General features: G+C 69.4%; 12 protein-coding genes and 1 pseudogene. 6 read left to right on the top strand and 7 right to left on the bottom strand.

Translation table 11 applies throughout. The features are described from left to right. Window positions 1–72 precede the first annotated feature (72 nt). The 4 genes from BKH33_RS08820 to BKH33_RS14140 all read right to left on the bottom strand — a co-directional run bounded on the left by BKH33_RS08820 (window position 73) and on the right by BKH33_RS14140 (window position 5,854). Window positions 73–1,458 carry a hypothetical protein gene (locus tag BKH33_RS08820; protein WP_003785006.1) on the bottom strand — a complete coding sequence of 462 codons (1,386 nt, stop codon included), beginning with the start codon at window positions 1,456–1,458 and terminating at the stop codon, window positions 73–75. Between the two features lie 129 nt (window positions 1,459–1,587). Further along, on the bottom strand, window positions 1,588–3,030 hold the full coding sequence (locus BKH33_RS08815; RefSeq protein WP_003785012.1) for an SPFH domain-containing protein: 1,443 nt from the start codon (window positions 3,028–3,030) through the stop codon (window positions 1,588–1,590). Window positions 3,031–3,111: 81 nt separating this feature from the next. Next, window positions 3,112–3,615 (bottom strand): nodulation protein NfeD, encoded by a 504-nt coding sequence (locus tag BKH33_RS08810; protein WP_003784997.1) that lies wholly within the window; start codon window positions 3,613–3,615, stop codon window positions 3,112–3,114. A gap of 118 nt (window positions 3,616–3,733) precedes the next feature. Next, window positions 3,734–5,854, bottom strand: a complete 2,121-nt coding sequence (locus BKH33_RS14140) for a hypothetical protein (RefSeq protein ID WP_232621473.1) — start codon at window positions 5,852–5,854, stop codon at window positions 3,734–3,736. A 259-nt stretch (window positions 5,855–6,113) separates the two neighbouring features. Here BKH33_RS14140 and dhaK point away from each other — a divergent pair, with 259 nt between their 5' ends. From dhaK to dhaM, 3 genes are all read left to right on the top strand, one after another. Then, window positions 6,114–7,130 (top strand): dihydroxyacetone kinase subunit DhaK, encoded by a 1,017-nt coding sequence (gene dhaK, locus BKH33_RS08800; protein WP_003784155.1) that lies wholly within the window; start codon window positions 6,114–6,116, stop codon window positions 7,128–7,130. Window positions 7,131–7,198: 68 nt separating this feature from the next. Next, a complete protein-coding gene (gene dhaL / locus BKH33_RS08795) occupies window positions 7,199–7,858 on the top strand; it encodes a dihydroxyacetone kinase subunit DhaL (protein WP_003784128.1) in 660 nt (219 codons plus the stop codon). A gap of 71 nt (window positions 7,859–7,929) precedes the next feature. After that, window positions 7,930–8,346: a dihydroxyacetone kinase phosphoryl donor subunit DhaM gene (gene dhaM, locus BKH33_RS08790; protein WP_043539573.1), complete on the top strand. Its 417-nt coding sequence runs from the start codon at window positions 7,930–7,932 to the stop codon at window positions 8,344–8,346. Window positions 8,347–8,380: 34 nt separating this feature from the next. Here the strand turns inward: dhaM and BKH33_RS08785 are convergent, their stop codons facing one another. Both BKH33_RS08785 and BKH33_RS08780 read right to left on the bottom strand, forming a co-directional pair. Further along, window positions 8,381–9,049, bottom strand: a complete 669-nt coding sequence (locus BKH33_RS08785; protein WP_003784157.1) for a potassium channel family protein — start codon at window positions 9,047–9,049, stop codon at window positions 8,381–8,383. A gap of 40 nt (window positions 9,050–9,089) precedes the next feature. After that, window positions 9,090–10,689, bottom strand: a pseudogene (locus BKH33_RS08780) (MFS transporter). A gap of 121 nt (window positions 10,690–10,810) precedes the next feature. Here BKH33_RS08780 and BKH33_RS08775 point away from each other — a divergent pair. After that, on the top strand, window positions 10,811–11,521 hold the full coding sequence (locus tag BKH33_RS08775; protein ID WP_043539569.1) for a TetR/AcrR family transcriptional regulator: 711 nt from the start codon (window positions 10,811–10,813) through the stop codon (window positions 11,519–11,521). A 60-nt stretch (window positions 11,522–11,581) separates the two neighbouring features. Here BKH33_RS08775 and BKH33_RS08770 read toward each other — a convergent pair whose 3' ends face one another. Continuing rightward, a complete protein-coding gene (locus BKH33_RS08770; protein ID WP_003784136.1) occupies window positions 11,582–13,189 on the bottom strand; it encodes a TrkH family potassium uptake protein in 1,608 nt (535 codons plus the stop codon). Between the two features lie 268 nt (window positions 13,190–13,457). Here BKH33_RS08770 and BKH33_RS08765 point away from each other — a divergent pair, with 268 nt between their 5' ends. Both BKH33_RS08765 and BKH33_RS08760 read left to right on the top strand, forming a co-directional pair. Further along, the gene (locus BKH33_RS08765; protein WP_003784138.1) at window positions 13,458–13,700 is read left to right on the top strand and encodes a helix-turn-helix domain-containing protein; all 243 of its coding nucleotides are present in this window, start codon (window positions 13,458–13,460) and stop codon (window positions 13,698–13,700) included. A 148-nt stretch (window positions 13,701–13,848) separates the two neighbouring features. After that, a complete protein-coding gene (locus BKH33_RS08760) occupies window positions 13,849–13,947 on the top strand; it encodes a 30S ribosomal protein bS22 (protein ID WP_003792170.1) in 99 nt (32 codons plus the stop codon). Window positions 13,948–13,967: the final 20 nt, after the last annotated feature.

Below are 13,967 nucleotides of genomic sequence, written 5' to 3'. Positions count from 1 at the left end.
CAGGTATCCGCATTGACTCGGTGCGGGTCCTGGGCGTCGACGTCTCCTGGGTTGTTGCGGTTGGCAACGGGCTCAGGACTGCCAGGCGGTGGCCGGGTAGAAGTTGATCTCGTTGCAGAAGCCGTAGGGTGTCACCGTCACCATCTCGTTGGGATTGCTGGTCTTGGACTCCTGGATCACCTTGCCGGTGTTCAGGTCGACCAGGCGCAGACGGCCACCGTTGAGGGTGAGGTAGAGGACGGACCTGTAGATCGCCGCACTCCTGTAGGACTCCTTCTCAGTCGACTTCCGGGAGAGGACTGCGGTTGCGGAGCCGTTCCTGCGGACCTGGATGTAGTCGCTCTTTCTGATCATGACGCCGTTGCTCGCGCTCACGGTCGCCTGCTTGTGCTCCACGTAGTCGTCCGGCATCTCCTCGAGCTCGACCTGCTCGCCGGTGGCGAGGTTGATGATTCGCTCGGAGCCGGGGCGATCGCTCGTGCGGCTGCCGACGGCGTAGAGGTAGCCCTGGTGTACGATCCAGGCATTCATGTTCTCCAAGGGGTGGGTGACGCCATCGGCGAGGGTGACGACGGCCGTCTGGGTCCTGCCGTCGTCACTGAGCAGGGCCACCGCCTCCCCGCCGTCCACCGCGCCGAAGTTCTGGGACGTCGTCGAGGCGAGGTCGAGCTGCACGGAGAGGTCGGCCGCAGACAGCTTCAGGGCTCGGTGCGGGATGCTGCTCGTGACCAGGAGGCTGGCGCCGTCGGAGGTCAGCGAGATCGAGGAGCCGGCGCGGTAGGTCGCCTCCTTCGCCTTGAGGGCGAGTCCCTCCCCGAGCAACGTGCTGGCAACGATGCTGCGGTTGGCCAGACGGATCTTGAGCAGGTTCATCCGCCCGCGGTTCTCGGGCGGCCGGCCGGTCCTGACGACCTCGGTGCCGGTGATGAGATAGGCGAACTCGTCGTCGCACACGCCGGCGCTGATGAACTGCTCGGTGACGAGCGTGCCGGGACTGGGGGCGACGCGGTTCTCCTCGATAACGCCAGTGATCGGAGGCGGGGTCATCTGCTCGATGCGGTACCCGTGCTCGGAGTCGTCGGGGACGATCGCGTAGTTCGTCGGCCCGGTGAGGTCCACGATGATGGGGCGGTCACCGGACAGGGCGGTGTTCTCGATGTCGCCCATGTCGTAGGCGATGAGGAAGGAGCCGTGGGCGGCCACGATCGTTGCGTTGGTGGGCCACGGCCGATTCTTGTTCTCCTCGATGCGCGTGGGCCACACCGGCTCGGCGCCGAAGGCGGTCGGGATGGCGGTGGCCTTCGGGGGCTTGGACAGTGATGCGTGAAGGAGCGTGGTTGACTGTGGGGCCCACGCGCGTGCGATGCGCTGCTTGATACTGGCGCAGCCGCTCAAGGACACGGCACTGGCGCCCATGGTGGTGCCGAGTGCGGCGATGAGGAAGGCGCGACGTCGCATGTTGACCTGCCCGTTGCTGAGTCTGGATGGGTCTGGAAGATTGTTGGGGACATGTTACGCGGCCGGGCGCAGAAATCCTGCACCCGGCCGCATCAGGAGTCGCCGTTTTGCCTATCGGCAGCTTGACTCTCAGCCCTCCTGGTGATCGACGACGTCGACCGGGGTATTGCCCTCTTGCCCGTCGGAGGAACTGGAGCCCGGCAGGCGGGTGCCCACCATGTCAGTCAGGCCGGTGCCCACGAGGCTGCGCAGGATGACATCGAGCTGCTCGACGTTGCTGGCCACGGCCTTGGGCAGAGCGGAGGCGCCCTCGGTGGAGATGATCGACAGGTCGCGCACGCTGGCCAGCGGCTCGCTCAGGGCCCGGGCGATCTCGGGGGCCTTGTCCAGCAGCATCTGGCGGGTGGCGGCCTCGCCGTACTTGGCCAGGGCATCGGCCTTGTCACTCATGGCCTTGGCCTCTGCCTCACCGGCGGCGCGGATCGTGTCGGCCTCGGCCTGACCGCGGGCCGCGATCGCGTCGGCCTCGGCGCGGGCCCGGGCTGCGGTTGCCTTGGCCTCGGCCTCGGCGCGGGCCACGGTGGCCTGAGCCTGGGCCTCGGCATCCAGGCGGGTGCGCTCGGCATCGGCCTGGGCTCGCAGCAGTGCCTCGGTCTTGGAGGCCTGAGCCTCCTGCTCACGCTGGTAGCGAGCGGCGTCGGCGGGCTTGCGGACCGTGGAGTCCAGCTCGCGCTCGGTCAGGGCGGCCTTGGCCTCGGCGGCCTCCTGACCGATGATGGCGATCTCGCGTTCCTTGGCGGCGCGTGCGATCGGGCCGGCGGAGTCGGCGTCGGCCTGGGCCTTGTCCGTCTCAGCCTTGAGCTGGGCCTGACGCAGGGACAGGTCGCGCTCGCGCTCGGCGATCTGCTGACGGGAGGTGACCTCGGCGTCGCGGGCCTCGCGCTCGGCGTTGGCCCGGGCGATGCGGGCGTCCTTCTCAACGCGCTGCTGCTCGGGCACCCCCAGGGACTCGATGTAGCCGCCTGCGTCGGTGATCTCGGAGACCTGGAGCATGTCGATCTCCAGGCCCATGTTGGCCATGATGCTCTTGGCGTCGTCGAAGACGTTGCGCTGGAGGGCGTCGCGGTCGGAGATGAGATCGGTGACCGTCATGTGCCCGATGATCGAGCGCAGGGAGCCGATGAGCGCTTCCCGCGCGGAGTCGGCGATGGCCTGGTCCGTGTTGGGCTTGCCCAGGAAGCGCTTGGCCGCGGCGCGCACCTGCTCGTCGGAGTCACCCACCTTGACGGCGGCCACGGCGGCGACGTTGACATGGATCTTGTTCTCGTCCTCGGCGGTGACCTTGAAACCGATCGTGGTCTGGGTGAAGGGCAGGTACTGGATGGTCTGGATGACCGGCAGGACGAAGTCGCGCCCACCGGGGTGGATGATCTTGACCGTGCCCCGGTTCGACCCGGAGATCAGGCCGGTGAGGTTGGAGGGGACGACGACGATCCGGCTGAACAGGTAGGCGACTACCAGCAGCGCGATGATGACGATGATGACGATGGCGCCGATGAGCATTGCGTCCATGCGGTGTTCCTTTCTTTATCGGGAGCTGGGGAAAGATGAAGGGATGGGGCGGCGGAGGCCGACGTCGCCACCTGGCGGCGCTCAGCTGTCGACCTGCCCCCACGGAGTGATGGTGAGGGTGGAGTCGACGGCGTCGAGCACCCAGGCGCTCTGGCCCGAACGCAACGGCTCCTCCGAGCGGGCCGGCAGTGTGAGCTGGTTGCCGCGGGTGATGGCACGGACCTCGCCGCTGCCGTCCTTCCACCACAGGACGGTGACCTTCTCGCCGACGAGCTCAGCGGCGGTGGGTGGAGCCGCATCCAGCGGCATGGTCCGTCTCAGACGGTTCCACAGCCAGCGTGTCACCGCGCCCGAGGCGATCCCCAGCGCTGTCGGGACTCCCCACACCATCGCCACTGGAACGTGCGTGGCGGTGGAACCGGACATCGCCGTCATCACCATGCCGATCGCACCGAACACGGCTACCGGCAGAGCCAGAACCGGCACCAACCCGTCGGGGAGGAACGCGTCCAGCACCCCGTCGAGCATGACACCGGCCAGGAGCGTGACGCAGCCGATGATCGCGCACCAGGCGAAGACGCTCACGTGCCGGCTCCCTTCTGCGGAAGCCGGGTGGCTTCCCGCACCCGGATTCTGTCACGGTGGGCGGGGCCGGGGGCCCGGATGGGATGGGGAGAACGACCCGGTGGCCGGAGAGGTTGGTTCAGGCGCCGCGAGCCTGGGGGATCTCAGTGGAGTCCTGCAAGGACGGGGGAGTGAAGGACCAGGCCTCGGACGCCGGTGCGCTCGCCGACGTCGTTGCAGCCGTTGCCGAAGGACCCGTTGTGACGGTGACGGTCTGCTGAGTGTCCGGGTCTGCCGCGTGGGTGGATCCGGCTCGAGCGGCCGTACGTGCCGGGACGGCAGGTGCCCGGTGAGATCCGACGGCGCTGGTGGGGACGGCACCGGCTGCGGCCACGGCGGAGCCCTGATCGGCCGGCTGGGGGACGTTGAGGCCGGGAGGACCCGATGAGGCGGGGAGGGGACCACCGGCGTGGCCCGGTGCTTGTGCGGATGGTTCCGTCGCGCCCCGGGGTGGGACGATGCCGTAGCCACCGGTCCCTGCCGCGGCGGTGAGCGGTGCGGACGCGGCAGGGCTGGCGGGCTGCGAACCTGCCTGAGGCCCCGTCGGTACCGTGACCGTCTGGGCGGCGACTGCCGTGGCCTTCACCGGAGAGGCGGCTGGGGGCCTGGACGCTGAGCTCGCGCGAGTGCGGGTGGATCGCGGCTGCGTCGGTGCGGGCTGTGCCGGGGCGGCTGCGGAGGGCACGCCTGTTGCGATCGGTGCGCTCGGCTCAGCCGCACGGCCCCTGGTCAGCGCCTCGGGGAAGGCCGGAGCGAAGACGGGCTCTGTCTCCTCGGTGTTGGCCGACGTTGTCGAGGTCCCGGCTGGAGCGGCCGACGCCGTTGAGGCCGTTGCTGCGACTGCTCCCTCGGACGGCATCGAGGCCGGCGTCGAGGGTGGCGCGGCTGTGGCGGTCCTCGACGAGGCGAGCTCGGTCCCGGGGACGGCGGCCGCCTCAGTGGACGGAGCGGTCTGGGGGCCCTGACTGCGGCGACGTCGGGAGATGCGACTGGGTGTCGGGTCCTCGAAGACGGGACGCTGAGGCCCTGGTTCCCGAGGGCTCGTTGGGCTCGCAGGATGTGGCTGCGCAGGTTCGGTGCGAGGGGCGGCCGTGGCCCGCTGGCCCGCAACGGCCTGTTCCCAGGTTCCCGCGGACGTGGCAGCCGGTGATCCGGTGGGTGCAGCGGTCGGTGCTGCGCCGGTGGCTGTGGTGGCGCGCGAGCCTCGACCTCCTGGGCTGAGCGGAGCCCACACGACGTCGGAGGAGTCGGGCAGCCCGGTGCTGGCCGTCGTTGCTCCTCCGGCCGTCTCTGTCGTTGTCCGTGGCGTTGCCTCTGCTGCTGGAGCACTCTGCTCAACCGTCTCGGCGACCCCCACCGAGGCCTCTGGCGTCACCCAGCTCGGAGCACGCCGCGAGCGCCGTCGGGGCTGGGGGGCGGAGGCGCCGGCAGGAGGCGCGGAAGGTACGGACCGTGCAGGGGCGGTCGGTCCGACGGCCCCAGTGGAGCCGAAGAGACCCAAGCGGTCGGCGGGCTTGATGAGGTGGTCGAGGTCGTAATGGGTGGGGTCCTGTCCGGCGTTGCGCAGCACGTCCTCCAGGGGGCTGAGCAGTGCCAGCCGGAAGGCCGGGTCGACGCAGCGGGCGTTGACCGCTCCCCAGATCTGGTCGGCGGTCAGGGACTCCTCGGAGGATCCCAGGTCGTTGCGGATCGCGGTGACCAGGTCGGACTCCAGGCGTGCGTAGGCCATGGCGTAGGCGCTGGGCCAGGGGGCCTCGGGCTGCTGAGTACGCAGCAGGGCGAAGTTGCGCAGCGCCCGCAGTACCTCGTCCGAGCCGCCCACGAGCGCCCCCACCCGCAGCCGGTCCAGCGCCTCATTCTTCATGGTTCCCGTGCCTTCGGGGCCCAGGAGGTGCTTGGAGTCCTCGACGACCTCCCTCAGAAAGACGCGGTAGGCGGCGACACTGTCCGGCGTCGTGCGTTCCTTGGTCATGGAGCGCAGTCGCTCGGCGGCGTGACGCGCCGCCAGGCGGGCCGAGCTCGCCTCCGACTGGACCTCGTTGATCCGCGAGATGCTGGCCCGGGAGATCCGTGAGGCCTCCTTGAGGGCCAGGTCCGCGTGCGCCGTCGAGCGCCGCGCGGCGAAGACGGCAGCGACTGCGACCAGGATGGCCACACCGGCTGCGATGGTGGCCACGATGGCGACAACGGACAGGTCCATGCCTCTATCCTGCCTGGAACCGCCGTGAGGATGCCCCAGAAAAAGGACCTCCCCAGATAGTCCCCAGAATTTCTATGGGTGACGTCCAGGCGGGGTGGTGGTCGCGCTCACGATCGGGTGCCGTCGTGCCTGTCGACGCGGCCCCTGGGTGCGCATCCGTGCCGTCCGGGCCACCGTGACCTGCACCGATGTGCACAGGCCTTTTTCCCTGGGACCTCTGGCGGTACGCGCAGACCCGCGGCGCGGTAGCGTCAGGCCCATGAAGAAACTCATCAACTCCGTTGACAGCGTGGTCACGGACGCCCTGCGGGGCATGGCCGCCGCCCACCCCCACGAGCTCGACGTCGACCTCGACCAGCACATCGTCTACCGCCACCAGCGCAAGGAGAAGGGCAAGGTCGCCATCATCTCCGGCGGCGGCAGCGGGCACGAGCCCCTCCACGGTGGATTCGTGGGCACCGGCATGCTCGACGCGGCCTGTGCCGGCGAGATCTTCACCTCCCCGGTCCCCGACCAGATGGTCGCCGCCACCACCGCCGTCGACCGCGGCGCCGGCGTCCTGCACATCGTCAAGAACTACACCGGCGACGTCATGAACTTCGAGATGGCGGCCGAGATCGTCGACGCCGACTCCGGCATCCAGGTCGCCAGCGTCGTCACCAATGACGACGTCGCCGTCGAGGACTCCCTCTACACCGCCGGACGGCGCGGTGTGGGCGTGACCGTCATGGTGGAGAAGATCGCGGGCGCCGCCGCGGAGGAGGGGCGCCCGCTGGACGAGGTCGCCGGCATCGCCGCGCGCGTCAACGCCGCCGGCCGCTCCATGGGCATGGCGCTGACCTCCTGCACCGTCCCGGCCAACGGCAAGCCCTCCTTCGACCTTCCGGCCGACGAGATGGAGATCGGCATCGGCATCCACGGAGAGCCCGGCCGTCACCGTGAGAAGGTCGCCTCCGCGGCCGAGGTCGCCGAGCGCCTCGTCACCCCGATCCTGGCCGAGCTGACCGAGCTGGAGCCCGCCGGTGCTGATGAGGGCGTCATCGCCATGGTGAACGGCATGGGCGCCACCCCGCTGCTTGAGCTCTACCTCATGTACGGCGAGATCGCCCGCCTCCTTCAGGGTGCCGGGATCACGGTGGCGCGTAACCTCGTGGGTAACTACATCACCAGTCTCGACATGGCCGGCTGCTCCCTGACCCTGGTGCGCGTCGACGCCGAGCTGCTACGTCTGTGGGACGCCCCCGTGCACACCCCCGGCCTGCGCTGGGGCATGTGAGGGTCTGGCACAATCGCGTCGCCCGCGGTTCTCGCGGGCGGCCCGGAGAGAGCTGAAGGAGGAGCAAGATGACAGCGGACGAGGGATCCGCCCGGCAGACGCTGAGTGTGGCCGACCTGGAGGCCTGGGTGCGTCGCAGCGCCGAGCTCATCGGCGAGCACGCCGAGGAGCTCACTGAGCTGGACGCCGCCATTGGTGACGCCGACCATGGCACCAATATGAAGCGCGGCCTGGCCGCTGCGGTCGACGCGGTGGGGGCCGGCGGCTTCACCGCCGCCGACGCACTGCTCAAGAAGGTCGGCACGACCCTGGTCTCTACCGTCGGGGGAGCCGCGGGGCCTCTGTACGGAACCTTCTTCCTGCGCACCGGCGGCGCCCTGTCGGGGCAGGATGGCATCGACGCGCGAGCGCTCGCGGCCGGGCTGGAGGCCGGGATCGGTGGCATCGCCGCGCGTGGGCGCGCCACCACGGGGGAGAAGACCATGCTCGACGCCTGGAGCCCGGCCCTGGAGGCGCTGCGCACCCATCCCGATGATCTCGCCGCAGGTGTTGCGGCCGCTGCGCGGGCCGCCGCCGAGGGGCGCGACGCCACCAAGCCCATGGTCGCCACCAAGGGGCGGGCCTCCTACCTGGGGGAGCGCTCGGCCGGCCACATCGACCCCGGTGCCGCCTCCACCGCCCTTCTTCTCGCGGCCCTCGACGACGTCGTGGCCGCAAGGACGGTGTGAGCCCCGTGAGTCCCGCAGTCTCCTCCGATCCTGTGCCGCTTCCTCAGCCGGAGCGGTCGAGCGTCGCCTCGGTGAGTGTCGGCATCGTCCTGGTCTCCCACTCCCGTGCTCTGGCCGAGGCCGCCCTCGACCTGGCGCGCCGGCTCATCGTGGCCGTCGACGTCCCCGTTGAGCTCGCAGCCGGGCTGGCTGACGGGGAGCTGGGTACCGATGCCGGCCTGATCGTCTCCGTCGTCGAGCCGCTCGCCGACCGTTGTGACGGCGTCCTGATGCTGGCGGACCTGGGCAGCGGCATCATGAGTGCCGAGATGGCTCTCGAGATGCTGGAGCCGGCCGTGGCCGAGCGGGTTCGGCTCTCCGCAGCGCCCTTCGTCGAGGGGTTGCTCGGTGCTTACGGCGCCGCCGGGATCGGCAAGGACCTCGCGGCTGTGGCTGCTGAGGCCGACGGCGCCGCCGAGGCCAAGCGCTCCCAGGTCTCCGCCTTCTGAGGGCCTTCCGGGGGCCTTGTGAGACTCGCGCCGCTCAGGCGCGGTTGGCGAAGCGCTCCAGGAGGGCGGCGTCCCCGCCGACGACCAGCACGTCCTCGGCGGAGACCAGCGTGTCCGGGGTGGCGTACTCAAAGGGCTCGCCTGGGCTCATGAGACCGAAGACGGTCACCCCGTAGCGCGAGCGCACCTTGGACTGGCCGATGGTGAATCCGTGCAGCTCCGTGGGCGGGCGCATCTTGACGATGGTGAAGCCGCCCTTCTCCATCTCGATGTAGTCGAGCATGCGGCCCGAGACCAGGTGGGCGGCGCGCTGACCGGCGTCGAACTCGGGGTAGACCACGTGGTGGGCGCCGATGCGTCGCAGAATGCGTCCGTGGGCGCGGGAGATGGCCTTGGCCCAGATCTGGGGCGTCTCCAGGTCCACGAGGTTGCCGGTGATGAGGACGGAGGCCTCCAGGGAGGTCGCCACCCCCACGACCGCCGTGCCGAACTCGGTGGCGCCCAGCTGCTCCAGGGCCTCCACGTCCGTGGCGTCGGCCTCCACCAGCGGGATGCGGCCGGTCCACTGGCGCACGATCGCAGGATTGGCCTCCACGGCCAGCACCTCGCGCCCGAGCCGGTCCAGGGTGGCGGCAACAGCGGAGCCGAAGCGTCCCAGCCCGATGACAAGCGTGGAGTCGGTGCGCGAGGGTGGGGCGGGCATGAGGTCTCCTGAGGTCGGCCGTCGGACGGTGACTCCTACGCTACCGCGTGCGACGACGGCGGACGCTCAGGGCGATCCCGCAGGCCACCAGGGCCGCCCCGGCCCCGGCCAGGATCCAGGCCATCATCGTGAATCCGCCGGCGTATGCCTCGATCTGGGCCCGATCGACGAGCTGGGCCTTGAGGGCCTCGATGATCTGCTTGCCCGCGGGCGACTGCGGCAGGGCCTGGGCCCGCATCATCGCCTCCATGGCGGCCGCCCTGACCTCCTCGGAGTGCTCGGCCACGTAGTCCTCGGCGTGCTGGGTGGCGTAGGAGGTCATGAGCGCGACCCCGAAGGAACCGCCGATCTGTTGGGCGGCGCTCAGGATCGCCGAGGCCAGTCCGGTCCGTTTCGCATCCACCCCGCGCGTGCCGGAGTTGAAGGTGACCGGCATCGTCAGCCCCAGGCCGATCCCGAAGACGATGAGGCCGGGCAGCGCCACCTGCGAGTAGGAGGACTGCGTCGTCATACGCGAGAAGATGAGGAAGGAGCCGGTCAGTACCGCCAGCCCCAGCGGCAGGGTGCCGCGTGCCCCGAGCCTGGGCACGATGACGCGCCCGGCCGGGATCGCGGTGGCGATCAGGGCGAGGACCATCGGAAGGAAGACGACTCCGCTCTTGAAGGGCGAGTAGCCGAAGTGGTTCTGCATGTAGTAGGTCAGGTAGATGATCGCCCCCATCTGGCCGGCGCCGGCGATGAACTGCGTGGCGTAGGAGGCCGCCCGCACCGGTAGTGCCATCATCGACAGGGGCAGCACCGGACGATTCGCGAAGCGCTCGCGGACCACGAACAGCACCGCGGCGATGCCGCCGAGTGCCAGCCAGCTGACGGTCGACGTCGAGGTCCAGGAGGTCTGCTGGGCCCGGTCGAGCCCGTAGACGGCGCTGAAGCAGGCCCCGCATCCCAGGACCAGGCCGGTCAGGTCGTCAGTGATGCGTGAGCCGCGGTCGCGCTGGTCGGCCGGTGGCAGGGCGCTGCCCGATGAGAAGAGCGGCAGCGGCCAGGAGGATGTTGATGTAGAGCGCCCAGCGCCAGCTGAGCCAGTCGGTCAGGGCTCCGCCGACCAGCAGCCCGACGGCCGCTCCCAGACCGCCAGTGGCGCCGAAGATCGCGAAGACACGTTCGCGCTCGGTGCGCTCGGTGAAGGTCACATTGAGCAGTGACTGGGAGGTGGGGGCCAGCAGGGCGCCGAAGCAGCCCTGGGCCACGCGGGCCACCAGCAGGACGGGGAAGGAGGTCGCCATCCCGGCTGCGAGGCTGGCGACCCCGAAGCCGATCAGTCCCACCTGGTAGGAGCGGCGGATACCCACCACGGCGCAGAGCCTTCCCCCGAAGAGCACCAGGCCACCGAAGGCCAGGCTGTAGCCGGTGACCGTCCACGGGCTCTGGGACACGGTCATTCCCAGGTCGTCCTGCATCCGAGGCAGGGCGATGGCGATGATCGTCAGGTCCAGGACGATCATCAGCTGGGTGAGGACGGCGCTGACCATGACCGCGCGGCGGCCCGGCCGCCGCGCGGTCGTGACGGTCGTCTCCTCCTGTGTCTCCTGTGCCGACTCGGTCCGCTCCTTGAGAGCGGATGCCACTGAGGATGTCATTGCGAACCTCCACATCAAAACAATCGTTTTCGCTTGCGCTCGAGAGTCTAGGGAGTGCGTGGCGCTCAGTCAACAACGATCGTTTCGATTTGAGGTGTTCTGAGTCGCTTATCCTGAGTTCATGCCACGAGTGACCGCCGCTCACCGGGAGCGCCAAAGAGCCCGAATCCTGCAGGCCGCCGAGGAGTGCTTCGCCCGCAGCGGCTTCCAGGCCACTTCTATGGACGAGGTCATTGCCGCAGCCGGGATGTCGTCGTCGACCGTGTACCGCTACTTCCCCGAGGGCAAGCGCTCTCTCATGCGCGAGGTCCTGGCTCGGCGGATGGGGCCGCTCGTCGAGCGGATCAAGCAGCTCGCCGAGTCCGAGGCACTGCCCGACTTCGAGCAGGGATTCATCGAGGCGCTCGTCCTGCTCAACTACGAGCGCGACGACCTCGAGCAGCACGCCGGCGAGGCCGCCTCCACCTCGCGGCGGGCCTCCGCTCGGCGAGGTGAGGTCCGCAAGGATGCTGACGACGTCGGACTGAGCGCCTGGGCGCCACTGGCCTATCACGCCTGGGGCGAGCTGACTCGTGATCCCGAGATGCGCGTCATGGTCCAGGAGAACTACCACGACATCCGCAGCGGACTCATCCGCCTGTGCCGCAACGGGCAGAGGGTTGGAACGATCTCCGCTCGCTTGAATCCCGAGCAGCTGGCCTCCCTGATCCAGAGTGTGTCCTTCGGGTTGATCGTTGAGCAGCTCATCACCGGCCGTGCGGATGTGGAGAGTGCGGCCGCGACCCTCGGACACCTGCTCGCCCCGGACGGGTCGGAACCTGAGGGGAGTTGATCGTTCCCGCTGGTGTCTGCGGGCTGCTGGGTGAGCGAGTATGGAATCGGCCGGCAGGCGCTAGCCGATCATCGGGCTGGCCTCGGGCATCCGGATGACGCGGCGCCGCTCGCGCAGTGCAAGGGCGCTGGCCGCCGTCATCGTGCCCACGCGGCCGACGAACATGAGCACCACGATGACGTACTTGGCGCTCGCGGGAAGAGTCGGGGTGATGCCCGTGGACAGGCCCACGGTCGCGAACGCGCTGATGACCTCGAAGAGGATCCGGTCCAGGGACAGGTTGGTCATCTGCAGGAGCAGGAGCGTGGCGAACCCGATGACGCTGGCGCCGATGAAGGCCACCGCCACGCTCAGGCGCACGGTCGAGGGTGTGATGCGCCGCCCGAAGGCCTCGATGTCCTGGTCACCGCGAGCCTCGGCGAGGATCGCCAGAAGCAGGACCGCGAAGGTGGAGACCTTGATGCCGCCGGCCGTCGAGGCCGAGCCTCCGCCGACGAACATGAGGGCGTCCTGGAGGAACCAGGTGGCCTCGTGCATGTGCTCGGGCGGGATCGTGGACAGCCCCGAGGACCGGGCGTTGACGCCGTTGATCAGGGCGGTCATGATCTTGCCGCCCGTGGGCAGTGCTCCGTAGGTGAGCGGGTTGTTCCACTCGAAGGTGGCGATGGCGAGGGTTGAGGCGCCGGTGAGGGCCAGGTAGGTCGTCAGGGTCAGCTTCGTGTGCAGGCTCCATGTCCGGGGCCTGCGTCGTCGGCCCATGATGTCCAGGATCACGGGGAAGCCGACGGCGCCCATGAAGGTCCCCAGGATGATCGGCAGGCCGATCCACCAGTCGGTGGCGTAGGCGCCCAGGCCCTCGGGCATGATGACGAAGCCGGCATTGTTGAAGATCGACAGTGCCATGAAGGCCGCGTACCACAGGGAGTGCCCCACATCGAGGCCATGGCCCAGGAAGCGGGGTAGCAGCATGAGCGTGAGGAGGAGCTCGCAGCCGGTGGCCGTGTAGATGACGGCGCGAAGGAGGCGGCCCACCTCGCCCAGGCGCGACTGGTTCTCCGAGGCGGCCAGCATCCGCTGAGTCAGTCCCACGTGGCGTGATACCGCCAGGGACAGCAGCGATGCCAGGGTCATGACCCCCAGACCGCCCACGGCGGCGGCCAGGATGATGACGACGTGCCCGAAGGCGGACCAGTAGGTGGCTGTGTCCACGGTGCTCAGGCCCGTGACGCATGCTGCTGAGGTGGCGGTGAACAGGGCGTCGAGGAAGTCGGCTTGCTTCCCGCTCTCCGTGGCGATCGGAAGGCTGAGCAGGAGCGTGACCACCATGATGATGGCGGCGAAGACGATAACCGCCAGTCGGGCCGGGTAGAACCTCGCCGCCCGTGCGATCTGGCTGAGCGGCTCGAAGTGCCTGAGCAGGCGACGCAGCCCGGTGGGCTCTGTGCCTGGAAGCGGGGGCCGGACGGGTGGCTCAACGGTGTCGTCGACGCCGCCTGCCCCGGCCGGGTGCTTCTTGTGCCGCTTCCAAGGACGGCCGACAACGCCCACGAGCGGGGCGTGCCAGTGAGCCTGGCGTCGCCTGGCGGCGTGCGGGCCGTGCCCGGATCCGCTGCGGGATCCGCGGCCGGCCGGCTCCTGGGCGCTGTCTGTCTGGGGTACGGTCGCCATTGTGGTCCTGTTGGGGCGGCTTCGTCACGTTCTGCGGCGTGGGGGTCGGCGTGTTCTGGGATGCATCCGGGCTGCCGGTGGTGGTCGCCGGAACGGTTCTCGGGTGCGATAACTGCGGTTGCGGCAGCGACAATTGGTGTCCCAGTGTGAAATGCGACGCGTGTGGCGATTGGGGTCCAGGAATTCCTGTGCGATGTCTGGTGCGGGGATATATTGGCGGTGTTCCTGCCCCCGACGGGGCCACCCGCGACGAACGGACCTCAAGCTCATGGCACCGGGCCTTCCCACATCCCCCAGCGCCTCCGGCGCCCCCTCGTTCCTCACCGTGGCCGAGGTGGCGGCGATGCTGCGCGTGTCCAAGATGACTGTCTATCGGATGGTGCACTCCGGTGATCTGCCCGCGATGCAGGTCGGGCGCTCCTTCCGTGTTCCAGAGCGCGCTGTTCACGAGTACCTGGCTGCCGGGCTGGGTGACTGGGGCCACGACGCGTCGGAGGCATCGGGGTCCTAGGACCCGCTAGACTCAGGCGGTCACCTGCGTGGTCGGCCGCTGAGCCTCACGCGCCGACCAACTGCCCCATGGCATCAACCCTCGCCGGCCCGCCTCGGCCCGCAGGGAGGGTCTGCGGGCACTACGAAGCGAACTGCGAGGAGATCTCATGGGATCCGTCATCAAGAAGCGCCGCAAGCGCATGGCCAAGAAGAAGCACCGCAAGCTGCTTCGCAAGACGCGTCACCAGCGTCGCAACAAGAAGTGAGGCGAGCGGCCTGTCCGCGC

Origin of the sequence: Actinomyces naeslundii (assembly GCF_001956585.1) — a bacterium.
Classification (GTDB): Bacteria; Actinomycetota; Actinomycetes; order Actinomycetales; family Actinomycetaceae; genus Actinomyces; species Actinomyces naeslundii.
This window is presented reverse-complemented; position numbering and strand designations above follow the sequence as displayed.

Excerpts from the sequence above, each read along its gene's own strand:
- BKH33_RS08770 (WP_003784136.1), bottom strand. The coding sequence starts at position 13,189 with ATGGCGACCGTACCCCAGACAGACAGCGCCCAGGAGCCGGCCGGCCGC.
- BKH33_RS08815 (WP_003785012.1), bottom strand. The coding sequence starts at position 3,030 with ATGGACGCAATGCTCATCGGCGCCATCGTCATCATCGTCATCATCGCG.
- BKH33_RS08775 (WP_043539569.1), top strand. The coding sequence starts at position 10,811 with ATGCCACGAGTGACCGCCGCTCACCGGGAGCGCCAAAGAGCCCGAATC.
- BKH33_RS08820 (WP_003785006.1), bottom strand. The coding sequence starts at position 1,458 with ATGCGACGTCGCGCCTTCCTCATCGCCGCACTCGGCACCACCATGGGC.
- BKH33_RS08785 (WP_003784157.1), bottom strand. The coding sequence starts at position 9,049 with ATGCCCGCCCCACCCTCGCGCACCGACTCCACGCTTGTCATCGGGCTG.
- dhaL (WP_003784128.1), top strand. The coding sequence starts at position 7,199 with ATGACAGCGGACGAGGGATCCGCCCGGCAGACGCTGAGTGTGGCCGAC.
- BKH33_RS08765 (WP_003784138.1), top strand. The coding sequence starts at position 13,458 with ATGGCACCGGGCCTTCCCACATCCCCCAGCGCCTCCGGCGCCCCCTCG.
- dhaK (WP_003784155.1), top strand. The coding sequence starts at position 6,114 with ATGAAGAAACTCATCAACTCCGTTGACAGCGTGGTCACGGACGCCCTG.
- BKH33_RS08760 (WP_003792170.1), top strand. The coding sequence starts at position 13,849 with ATGGGATCCGTCATCAAGAAGCGCCGCAAGCGCATGGCCAAGAAGAAG.
- BKH33_RS14140 (WP_232621473.1), bottom strand. The coding sequence starts at position 5,854 with ATGGACCTGTCCGTTGTCGCCATCGTGGCCACCATCGCAGCCGGTGTG.